Below are 11,163 nucleotides of genomic sequence, written 5' to 3'. Positions count from 1 at the left end.
AGCAAGCGCACGAGACCGCTAATCGTCGCCGCCAGCGCCCGCACTTTGAAGGTTAAAGGACGGGGTGTGCTCACGCGTCGATGCCTCGCTGCTGTGCGTTGTAGAGCAGGCTGTAGAGCCCACTGGAAGCGAGAAGCTCGGTGTGCGTTCCAACCTCGGCGATCTTTCCATCTTTCAGAACCACGATCTTATCGGCGTTGACAATCGTGGAGAGGCGGTGGGCGATGATAATGGTCGTGCGGCCCTTGAACCACGTCCCTAGCGCCTCTTGGACCACGGACTCTGTCTGCGTGTCCAGAGCGCTGGTGGCCTCATCGAAGATCAGGATATGCGGGTTGGTGAGAAGCGCCCGTGCAATGGCAAGACGCTGTTTTTGTCCCCCCGAGAGTGTCGTGCCACGCTCCCCGACGAGCGTCTCGTAGCCCTGGGCTTGCGCCAGAATAAACTCGTGGGCGTTGGCGGCGCAGGCGGCAGCAACAATCTCATCCTCCGTAGCTTCCGGCTTGCCGTAGGCGATATTGCTCTTGATTGTCCCCGAAAACAGGACGCTATCTTGGGGCACGAGCCCAATCTGCTGGCGGAGTGAGGCAATGGTGGCGGTCTTGATGTCCACCCCATCCACCAAGACTCGCCCACGCGTCGGGTCATTAAAGCGCGGTATCAGATCGGCGAGCGTGGACTTACCCGCGCCCGTCGGCCCCACAAACGCCACCACTTCGCCCGGCTCAATCGTCAGCGAGATACTCTCTAACACCAGCTGCTCAGCATCGTAGCCAAAGCTCACGTCCTCAAACTCGACGCGGCCGGCAAGCGCCGGAAGTGGGGTCGCGTCCTCTGCATCCCGAATACTGGGAACCACATCAAGCACTTGCGTAAAGATTCGATCCGCCGCCCCCAGAAGCTCCTCGAACTGCCCCCGGACATTTCCAAAACCGCTAATCGAGCCCGACAGAAGATTTGCCATCATCACAAAAAGCAGAAAACTGCCCAGCGGCACCTGAAAGTGAACCCCAGCATACAGAATCAATGCCATCGCGAGCGCACCGATCCAGTCCACAGTCGGAGTCAGCAGCGACGTGCGGCGAATCCCGCGCATCGCCGCCTGAAACGCGCTCTCATTGGCTTGGTTGAAGCGCTCCACCTCGCGACTCTCGGCAGAGAATGCTTGCACCACACGGGGAGCGGAGAGCGTCTCGCTCAGAATACTCGTCGCATCCGCCAAGCGGGCTTGGGATTCCGTGCTGAAGGCCCGTAGCTTGCGCGTAATGAGCTGAACCGCTCCCACCATGATCGGAACCGTGACCAGAGTGACCACCGCCATCTCCAGCGAGGCGCGCAGCATCATCACAAAATAAATGACAGCCTGAATAGGAAGCACCACACCATCGCGCAGCAACATCGCCGCATTTTGCAGCCGGTTCACATCGTTGGTGAGTGTCGCCAGAAGGGAGCCCGTACGCTGGCTATGAAAAAACGCGAGCGGCATCCGCTGAAGATGGGAGAAGATCGAGGCCCGGATCAGCATCCCCACGCGCTGCGCCACTTCGGAGAGAAAGAGCCCCTGAGCAAACCGAAAGACCAGCAGCCCCGTGTAGGCGGCAACAATCGTCAGCCCAACGTGAACGACCTGCTGCTCGGCTCCTGGTGGGTAGGCGGCACTTCCCTGCACCTGCTGACGGCGCACGGAATCAATAAAATCCGTCATGGACTTCATCGCAAGTGGGAGTGCCCCCGCCGAGAGAGCGCTGCTGAGCAAACCAAGAGCAAGCTGCTTGCGAAAGGGCGAGATAAAGGCGATAAGCCGCCGGATCAGCGCTGGGCGATCCGACGGTTGGGGAGAGTCCATTGCCTCTATTCTACGCCACCGGATTGATTAATGTTCCGACTCCCCCAATGGAGATCGTGACCACATCGCCGCTCTGGAGCGTGAAGCTGTCGGGGGGGATGAGGCCAGTGCCGGTCATCAGCAGTGCCCCATCGGGAAATGGCAGGGTCTTAAACAGCCACTCCGCGAGCTCGTGTGGGGTGCGCTTCATCCGCGCGGTGCTCGTCTCGCCCGAAAACGCCGTTTCTCCCTCACGCGAGATCTCCAGCGTGATCGGCAGGTTCTTGAGCTCTACGTCCACGTCCACGATTCGGATCGTCGGGCCAACCGCGCAGGCTCCCGCGTAGCTCTTCGCCTGTGGCAGATAGAGCGGGTTCTCGCCCTCGATAGAGCGCGACGACATGTCGTTGCCCACCGTCACGCCCACAATGCGGCCAGAGGCGCAGAGCACCAATGTCAGCTCAGGCTCGGGGACATCCCAGCGCGAGTCGGTGCGGATGCTGACGGGATCACCGGGCGCGACTACCCGCCAGGGGTTGGCCTTGAAAAAAAGCTCGGGCCGGTCTGCGTCATAAACGCGATCATAGAAATCGCCCCCGCCCTCGGACTCCGCCATTCGCGCACGCTTGGAGTCCTCGTAGGTCACGCCCGCCGCCCAGACCTCCATCTTGCCATCTACCGGCGGCAAGATCTGCCAGTCGGGATCTATCTCGGCGTAGCGACTCACTGCCTTCTCCGCCAGCAGCGCAATCTCCGCCGGGCGCTCGTGCGCCAGCCACGACGAAATCGAGGCAAATACTTCAGGATCATATGCCGTCAGATCGAAAAAACCCTCAGAAGTCTCGGCACCGAGGCGCGGGCCTTGCTCGGGGTGCAGGTAACGAAATAATTCCACGACAGTAGATTCAACTTTTCGTCACTTTTCCCCTTCTCAGCCGTCTTTAATGCGAGAGGATTAGAGTTTATGATTTTTTTGCAGCAGAGCTATGAGGTGCCCTTTACCTACGAAGGCTACTTGATTGTGGTCGAGGGCAAGGTCAATGACCAGCCCGCACGCCTGATCTTAGACACGGGAGCCGGAGCGGGGCTCTACACCCCCAAGTCCGCCGAGAAGCTCCAGCTCAAGAGCATGGGACAGACGCTCGTCGGGGGTGGCGGAGAGAAACTGGTACCGGCAAAAATTACCAATGCCAAGATCGAGATCGGGGGAGCCATTCAGACCCAGCAGCTTGGCGTGATTCTCGACCTGCCCAGCGGGTCTAAAGGGGAGTTCGATGGCATCGTCGGCTACCCGTTCTTGCGAAACTATGTCGTGCAGATTGACTACGCCACGAAAAAAGTGTGCTTTATCGAGCCCAAGGGCTTCTCCCCCGACCCGAAAGCCCAGCTGCTCCCGATGAACCTGCGGATGAACATCCCGGAGATTCCGGGCAAGATAGATGGCATTGCTGGTGCACTCCGGGTAGACACGGGATACTCCGGAACACTGACGTTCACCTCACCGACGGTTTCGAAAAATGCGCTCGATAAAAAATACCCAAAGCGTGTGGAGACCGTCCTTGGAAAAGGGCTTGGTGGCGTCACCATTGGAGAGGTAACACGGATCGGCGTACTGGAAATGGGAGGAATCAAAGTCCCCAAGGTCGTCACCGGCCTTTCTCGAGATAAGAGCGGTGCCCTCGCCGACACGGGAACCATCGCCTTGCTCGGCGGCGAGGTACTCTCTCGCTTCACGGTCACCCTGGACTACCCAGGAAAGCGCTTCTTTCTCACAAAAAACGCGGACTTCAACCAGCCGTTTGTTTTCTCTCGTGTTGGGTTCTCAGGGACGTTTGAGGGCGATGGCTACGAGGTGCTGACCATCACTCCGGGTGGCCCGGCGGAGAAAGCGGGGCTGAAAAAAGGCGATGTCCTGACCGTGCTCGATGGCCAACCGGCAAAAGACCTGGGCCTTAGTGGTAGCCGTGAGATCTTCCGCAGAGCCCCCGGAACTAAGGTTCAAGCCACGGTTCGCACCGCCACGGGCACGACTCGCATGGTCGTGATTATCCTCCAGGACGTGCTATAGGCGCGTTTGTGCGGTACTCTGTGGCGTTATGGCACTAGGAGTCGGAATTGTGGGCTTGCCCAACGTGGGTAAGTCCACGCTCTTCAACGCAATCACCAAAGCGGGCGCGGTCGCGGCCAACTACCCCTTTGCGACGATTGATAAAAACGTCGGTATCGTCACGCTCCCCGATGAGCGCCTCGATGCCCTGGCGAAGGTCTACACCAAGGGCGACCGCGTGCCCCCCGTGGTTCCTACCATCGTCGAGTTCGTGGACATTGCGGGGCTTGTCAAAGGCGCACACAAAGGGGAAGGGCTAGGCAATCAGTTCCTCGCCAATATCCGCGAGGTTGCCGCCGTGGCCCATGTGGTGCGCTGCTTCGAGAGCGAGGAGATCATCCATGTCGAGGGGCATGTAGACCCTGTCGGTGATGCGGTGACGATCAATTTAGAGCTGGCGCTGGCGGACTTGCAGATTCTAGAGAAGCGGCTGGATCGCCTGAAGAAAAACGCAAAGTCCAGCAAAGATGATGCCCTGCTGGTGCCGCTGGTCGAGAGCCTCGTGGCCCACCTGAGTGAAGGCAGTCCCGCCCGGACATTCGTCTGGAACGACCCCGAGCTGCTGGCTAAGTTCTACAAAGAGTCCGGCCTGCTCACCGCCAAGCCCATGGTCTATGTCGCCAATGTCCCCGACTCGGACTTGCCCGATGGTGGCAGCAACCCGCACTATGCCGCCCTCAAAAAGATGGCTCAAGACGAAGGCATGGACGTGGTGGCGATCTCCGCGCAGATCGAAGCCGAGCTCTCCGAGCTCGATCCCGAGGAGGCGCTGGTCTTTCTCAATGACCTCGGGCTGAGTGAGCCCGGAATGAATAGCCTCGTGCGGGTCGCTTTCCGATTACTCGGCTTGCAGACATTCCTAACGGCGGGCGAGAAAGAAGTCCGTGCCTGGACCATCCGCCAGGGCGACAAAGCCCCCACAGCGGCGGGCGTGATCCACACGGACTTAGAGCGCACCTTTATCCGCGCCTTGGTGATTGACTGGACAAAGCTCGTCGAGGCAGGGAGCATTGCCGCCTCACGCGACCGAGGCTGGCTCCGCACCGAAGGCAAAGACTACGTCATGCAAGACGGTGACGTGGTCGAGTTTTTGTGTAGTGGCTAATTGCCCCGCATAGACCGCCCCCCGCCGTGCGGGGGGCGGTCTATGCTTAGTTCACCAGCTCGGCGATTCTATCGGCGTAGCGCTGGGTTCTGGCATTGGCATCCGCGACCGAGACGCCCTCGCTGTGCACATGGATTGAGGGCTCTGCCGGGTCGGGGAGCACCAGGGTCCAGGTGTTGGGCGACTCGACCACACGAATGCCATCGAGAAGCTCCAGCGCACCCGAGGCGTTCTGTGCCTCTTCCGTCAAAATCCGCATCACCCGCCCGTTATCCGACTGAGGACAGCTCAGGGTCTGGCTGGAGAGGTGCATTGGAGGAAGCTCCGCCACAAACGAGCTGAGCGGACGGCGCTGGTGCAGCGCCATCATCTCCAGGGTCTTCACAAAGGTAAAGAGACCATCGAACGTGGGGTGAAACGCCTCTTCGCCGCCGGGGAAGATAAAGCCACCGGCCAGATCCCCCGCCATCACCAGTTTCTCGGCGGTAGACGAAGCAACATTCATCAAGAAACGCGGGTCGGTCTTGGTGCGGGTCACGACACCGCCACTGCGCGAGAGAATGCTCTCAATCGCCGACGGTGCGTTCAGAGGCACTGCGATCTTGCACTCCCCTGCCCGCGTGGTCTGCGCCACCATGGTCGCCAGTGTCGCCAGCAAGCGTGCTCGGTTGAGCGGGTTACCCAGCTCATCCACCAGCTCTAAGCGCTCGCCATCGGAGTAGATCATGACCCCGAGATCGGCTTTTTGCTGGTGAACGACTTGTGCCAGCCCTGCCACCAGCGCTTCACGGTCTTGGGAGTTCTTGGGCGAGCGCTTCCAGTCCGGGTAGGGATTGAGCACAAAGACTTTACAGCCCAGCTGACCGAGAATCGAGGGAAGGACACGGGCCAGCGACGAGCCGTAGGCATAGTCAATGACCACCGTGAACTCCTGGCGCTCGATATCCTTGGCGGCGATCTGCTTCAAGAAGAGCTGCGTGTACTGCTCCAGCGGACGAGTCGCGACATTGATCGTCCCCACTTCGTCCATCAACACACGCCCGTAGTCCTCGCGGAAGAAGATCGTCTCGATCTTGCGCTCATTGTTCTTATTAAGATAGATGCCCCGCTCATCGAAGAGCTCCACGAGGGTGCGACCGGCATGGTCCGGGTCTTGCCGAACATGGACACCGCCGCGTGCGCGGTTGGCACGAACCGTGGTGCGCAGAACCGGCAGGGCCATCTCCTCGACATCCACCATGGTCACGCCCACCGACGACAGCCCGGCCATGAGGGCACGCTTGAGCATACGGCTCGCTGGGTGACCATCGCGGCTGACCACCACGGTCGCACCTTTTTTCAGAAACGCACCAAAAGACGACCCCAGCTTGGCGGCAAAGTCCGGCGTCAGCTCGATATTGGTAATCCCCGGCACACCCAGGCCACGGAAGAGATTCGAGTACGCCTTCGCGCCCCAGACAAGGCTCTCGGTCACCACCGAGCGCTCCTCGATTAGCTTATCAGGCCAGAGCTTGACCCGCGAGCGGATGGTCGCTCCCGCCTCGACCGAGCACTTGTCCCCAATGACAGCGCTCTCTTCCACTTTCACATTGACACCCAGGTGAACATGGTTACAGACCGTACAGGCCGTGAGCTGCGCCCCCGCCCCGACATAGGCTGAGCGCCAGAGAATGGCTTTCTCAATCTTCGCATTGGCCTCCACAATCGCCCCATCGCCGAGAACAGAGTCTGGGCCAATGACCGCACCAGGACCAATGCGGCAATCCGAGCCGATAGCGGCAGGCCCGATGATCTTAGCCGTGGGATGAATCTCGGTCCCCCCGCCAACAAAAATGCGATTGGGATGGCTTGCGCCGGGAATCGGAAGCGCGGTCTGCCCCTCTAGCATCTCGTACTGTGCCTGGCGGTACTGCTCCAGTGAGCCCACATCGCACCAGTACTCCTCCATGGTGTAGCCATAGAGCGGACGGTCATCCTCAAGAAGCTGCGGGAAGATGTCCTGCGACCAGTCGTAGCTCTTGCCGTGCTCCATCAGCTCAAAAACACTGGGCTCTAGGATATACATTCCCGTATTGGCTGCATCGGAAAAGACTTCGGCTTTATCAGGCTTCTCTAAAAAGCGAATAATGCGCCCATCGGGCTCGGTCATGACGACACCAAACTCGACAGGATTGGGAACGGGCTTGAGGATCAGGGTCGCCTCAGCGCCTTTGGCGCGGTGAAATGCCAGCGCCTTGTCAATGTCCACATCAGTGAGGGCATCGCCCGAGACAATCACAAAAGTCCCATCTTTGAGATGCTCTTCTGCTTGCTTGACCGAGCCCGCCGTACCTAGCGGCGTCTCTTCAACAGAGTAGATAAGGTTGACATCCATGTCAGAGCCATCGCCAAAGTAGCGCTGGATCTCCTCACCGAGATAGTAGAGGGTGACAACAATGTCATTGATTCCGGCACGCTTGAGGTGCTCGATAATGTGCTGCGCGATCGGCTTGTTAAGAATAGGGACGAGAGGTTTTGGCCGGTTGGAGGTAAGGGGCCGAAGCCGCGTCCCCTCGCCGCCCGCCATGACGACAGCTTTCATGTCGCTATTGTAGCATGTTTTGTTTCAGGTACAATACGCAACATGGCAGATAAGACAGAGATGATCGCGATTTGGACACAAGTTGTCGAGATGGCAAAGAAGGCAGCCGTGGCTCCGGCCATGTACCGGGCACTGGATGCAAGTGTCCCCATTGCCTGGGAAGGCAATGTCTTCGCCGTGGGGATTGAGAGCACGGATGGGCTCCTCAATGGCACCCTGAAGTCCAACGATTCCCAGCTGAAGATTGAGCAGGCGCTTCGGCATATCACGGGCAATCGTGAGCTCAAGCTTAAGGTGCTGGACTCCCCCACCCTTGAGGCATGGAACTCGGTCAAAGCTGGGGAAGTGGCGCTGGCCAAGATGCAGCAGCAGCAGCAAGACCGCCTGAACGCCAACCCCACTGCCGTTGCGGACACTGCCACCTGGGACGATGTCTACGAGCGCCTCAACCGCCTCTGGACCAGCTACGACTACCGCACCATGGCCTCCGGCAAGGGCCGGTTTATGGTTGATGCCCTTGCCATGATTGACGAAGCGATAGATCAGCTCGGAACCGCCGGCGGCGACCAGAGCGAGCGTGCCTTCTCCCGAACTTTAGAGCGCGTCGGCTCCATGGTCGGCTCCGAGCCCGCGCTTATAGGCTACCTCCTCTTCGAGCGCCGCCGCCTCGCCGGAAAGTAAGCAGGCAGTCCTGGGCCTCCGAGCACAGTAAAAAGTTGCCGTGCTCGGAGTCGTAACTCCAACGCAGGAAATAGCCGAACGTTTGCCGAATTTTCTGCCATGCGCATCGAAGCTAGCTCTAATCTACTCTTTATCGGGGACTCGATCACGGATTGTGGTCGCGCCCGGCCTGTTGGTGAGGCGAATCCGTGGAACTGGGGAGAGATTGGCAATGGCTATGTCCGCGATGTGGCGGCGACGATTGGGGCGGCCTATCCCGAGCGTGGGATTCGGATTCGCAACGTGGGCAGCAGTGGCAACACGGTGCGCGATCTGGCGGCCCGCTGGAAGTCCGATGTGACCGATCTCGCCCCGGACTGGCTCTCCGTGATGATTGGGATCAACGATGTCTGGCGACAGTTTGACTCTCCTCTTGCCCCCGAACGCGCCGTGCCCCTCGCCGAGTACTCGGAGACGCTCTGGAGCCTCTGCCACCGCACGCGGCCTAAGCTCAAGGGGCTAGTGCTCATGACTCCCTATGTGATAGATGCCAACCTCCACGACCCGATGCGCCAGCGGATGGACGAGTACGGGGCGGCGGTTCAAGAGATCGCAGACGAGTTCGAGGCCGTTTTTGTGGACACACAGGCCGCCTTCGACGCGCTTTTAGAGCACAACCACCCCGCCAGCGTGGCGTGGGATCGGATTCACCCCGGGCCGGTCGGTCACATGACCATCGCCCACGCATTTTTACAAGGAATTGGAGCACTATGAAGATTGAAGGTGGGACGCTGCTATTTATCGGCGACTCGATCACGGATGCAGGACGGGCACGGCCCGTCGGTGAGGGCAGTGGATTGGGCGGCGGCTACCCCGCGCAGGTCAACATGCTGCTGGGCTCAACCTACCCAGAGCGCAAGATTCGCGTCTTAAACACGGGCATATCCGGCAATACCATTCGGAACTTAAAGGCACGCTGGCAGAAAGATGTCATCGACCTCAAGCCGGACTGGCTGAGTATTATGATCGGCACCAACGATGTCTGGCGGCAGTTTTCAGGCACCAACAACCCCGATAGCGTCTTCCCCGAGGAGTTTGTCAAGACCTATAGCGAGCTGCTCCTTCAGACAAAGCCACTGGTCAAGGGAATCACCCTTCTGACACCGTTCTATGTCGAGCCGGATCGCGACCAGCCGATGCGTAAACGAATGGACGAGTACGGCAAGCTGGTGCGCCAGATCGCAAAAGAGCATGGTTGCCGCTTTGGGGACACACAAGCCGCCTACGACAAAGCGCTTAAGAGCATGGCCTTCGGGGCTCTGGCAGGCGACAAAGTCCACCCCAGTCCCACGGGTCACATGGTTCTGTCCCGCGTCTTCCTCAAGACCGTGGACTACCGCTGGTAATCATCACCCGTCGCCCCTCCAGCGAGATCCGCCCTTCGGCGAGGAGCTGGAGGGCCTCGATATAGGCGGCGTGTTCCTCAGGAAGGATGCGGGCCGCCAGAGTCTCCGGGGTATCGGTATTGAGCACGGGCACCGTCCGCTGAAGGACAATCGGGCCCGTGTCGTACTCGGAGTCCACAAAGTGCACCGTGCAGCCGCTGACTTTACAGCCGTAGGCAACGACGGCTTCATGAACATGGTGGCCGTACATTCCTTTGCCACCAAACGCCGGAAGCAAGGCCGGGTGCACATTGACGATCCGATTGCGAAAGCGCTGCACCACCGCCTCGGGGAGCTTCCGGAGATACCCCGCCAAGGCGATAGTGTTCGCATGAGCCTGGTCTAAGGCGATGAGGAGCTTGGCCTCGTAGTCGTCACTAGGAGCGATCACCGCCACAGGAATCCCTGCCTCTTGTGCGCGCAGGAGCGCGGGGGCATCGGGTTTGGTACCAATCACTAGGGCCACCTCACCGCTCAGCCGTCCCTCTTGCATTGCGCCGTAGATCGCCATCAGGTTGGAGCCACGCCCCTTCGTCCCGATAAATACCGCCAGCCGCAGTGGCTTTATCTCCGTCACGCGCCCTCTTTCCCTGCGGTCTCAGGATCTGTGGTAATGATTTTCCGTATCTCCGGCTCGAAGGTCTTCATGAAGTCTTTCTGTGCCGCCAGAGCTGCCTCGTCCGTGGTTGTCCGATGGGTGACTAAGCGCACAAAGGTCCACCCATTTTTATTCGGGAAGAGCCGCTCCGTTGCCATGATGAGCTGCTGGCGCATAAAGTCCGACTCCGTACGGTTCCCAGAAGCAAAGAAATAGCTGACGGTTGCCACGGGCACCCCAAACTTCCCTTCACTGTACTCCACTTTGCTCCCGTCGAAGAGCATGTGTACTGCCGTGTCTTCACGCCCCGCCCAAGGAAGTGTTGTCGTGTCCTTGAGGAGCTGGACATAGCCACCCGCTGGGAAGCACTGATCGGGCCGGTGCGCAAACTCACGCCGTCCGTAGCGCCGGTAGACCACCAGAAGCTGAACTTGCTGGCCATCATCACGGACATACTGCCGGATCAAGTAGGAGTCCGACTCGGCCAGTGCCGCATCCGAGATATCGCCCTCAGGGCATTTCCAGCGCCCCAGCTCCGCCGGAATCATCTTCACGTCCACCGAGGGCGCTTTAAACGTCGAGCGGGCCGATGCGACGAGTGAGATCATCAGGGTCGCCGCCATCATCGCACCAAGTGGCATGAGCTTCGGAGCCCCCCCCGTCCGGTTCCATTTTGCGGGAGCCGGGTTGGCTGCCCAGTCCGCTTTTTCCGCTTCCTGGCGTGCCTTCCAGCGCTTTTCGCCGCCTGTCACGCGCTCTAGGAATCGGCCAATGCTCACCAAAAGAAGCAGTACGATGATAAAGAGCGGATACGGAGACGCGTCATGGAATGTTCCCAGCCC

Annotated in this window: 10 protein-coding genes; 5 read left to right on the top strand and 5 right to left on the bottom strand. The window is 59.7% G+C overall.

Going from position 1 to position 11,163, the window contains the following annotated elements; translation table 11 throughout:
- Positions 1-70: 70 nt before the first annotated feature.
- Positions 71-1,846: an ABC transporter ATP-binding protein gene (locus tag AC1XOS_RS14315; RefSeq protein WP_481962903.1), complete on the bottom strand. Its 1,776-nt coding sequence runs from the start codon at positions 1,844-1,846 to the stop codon at positions 71-73.
- Positions 1,847-1,856: 10 nt separating this feature from the next.
- Positions 1,857-2,720, bottom strand: a complete 864-nt coding sequence (locus AC1XOS_RS14310; RefSeq protein ID WP_481962902.1) for a fumarylacetoacetate hydrolase family protein — start codon at positions 2,718-2,720, stop codon at positions 1,857-1,859.
- A 69-nt stretch (positions 2,721-2,789) separates the two neighbouring features.
- Between AC1XOS_RS14310 and AC1XOS_RS14305 the strand changes: the two genes are divergently transcribed.
- Both AC1XOS_RS14305 and ychF read left to right on the top strand, forming a co-directional pair.
- Positions 2,790-3,893 carry an aspartyl protease family protein gene (locus AC1XOS_RS14305; RefSeq protein WP_481962901.1) on the top strand — a complete coding sequence of 368 codons (1,104 nt, stop codon included), beginning with the start codon at positions 2,790-2,792 and terminating at the stop codon, positions 3,891-3,893.
- 28 nt (positions 3,894-3,921) lie between these two features.
- Positions 3,922-5,037, top strand: a complete 1,116-nt coding sequence (gene ychF, locus AC1XOS_RS14300; protein WP_481962900.1) for a redox-regulated ATPase YchF — start codon at positions 3,922-3,924, stop codon at positions 5,035-5,037.
- Positions 5,038-5,083: 46 nt separating this feature from the next.
- On the opposite strand, the gene AC1XOS_RS14295 is transcribed toward ychF, so the two are convergent.
- The gene (locus tag AC1XOS_RS14295; RefSeq protein WP_481962899.1) at positions 5,084-7,618 is read right to left on the bottom strand and encodes a sugar phosphate nucleotidyltransferase; all 2,535 of its coding nucleotides are present in this window, start codon (positions 7,616-7,618) and stop codon (positions 5,084-5,086) included.
- 42 nt (positions 7,619-7,660) lie between these two features.
- Between AC1XOS_RS14295 and AC1XOS_RS14290 the strand changes: the two genes are divergently transcribed.
- The 3 genes from AC1XOS_RS14290 (at position 7,661) to AC1XOS_RS14280 (ending at position 9,684) form a co-directional block, all read left to right on the top strand.
- A complete protein-coding gene (locus tag AC1XOS_RS14290; protein ID WP_481962898.1) occupies positions 7,661-8,299 on the top strand; it encodes a hypothetical protein in 639 nt (212 codons plus the stop codon).
- A 99-nt stretch (positions 8,300-8,398) separates the two neighbouring features.
- The gene (locus tag AC1XOS_RS14285) at positions 8,399-9,052 is read left to right on the top strand and encodes an SGNH/GDSL hydrolase family protein (RefSeq protein WP_481962897.1); all 654 of its coding nucleotides are present in this window, start codon (positions 8,399-8,401) and stop codon (positions 9,050-9,052) included.
- Positions 9,049-9,684, top strand: coding sequence for an SGNH/GDSL hydrolase family protein (locus tag AC1XOS_RS14280; protein ID WP_481962896.1), 636 nt, complete (start codon positions 9,049-9,051; stop codon positions 9,682-9,684). The genes AC1XOS_RS14285 and AC1XOS_RS14280 overlap by 4 nt, the downstream gene beginning before the upstream one ends.
- Here AC1XOS_RS14280 and purN read toward each other — a convergent pair.
- Both purN and AC1XOS_RS14270 read right to left on the bottom strand, forming a co-directional pair.
- On the bottom strand, positions 9,659-10,300 hold the full coding sequence (gene purN / locus AC1XOS_RS14275; protein WP_481962895.1) for a phosphoribosylglycinamide formyltransferase: 642 nt from the start codon (positions 10,298-10,300) through the stop codon (positions 9,659-9,661). The two genes, AC1XOS_RS14280 and purN, sit on opposite strands and share 26 nt — an antisense overlap.
- On the bottom strand, positions 10,297-11,163 hold an 867-nt coding region (locus AC1XOS_RS14270), incomplete at its 5' end, for an exosortase C-terminal domain/associated protein EpsI (protein WP_481962894.1). The genes AC1XOS_RS14270 and purN, both read right to left, overlap by 4 nt.

It is taken from the genome of Armatimonas sp. (genome assembly GCF_964826245.1).
Note: the sequence above shows the minus strand (reverse complement) of the source record. Positions and strands in the feature narration are given on the sequence as shown.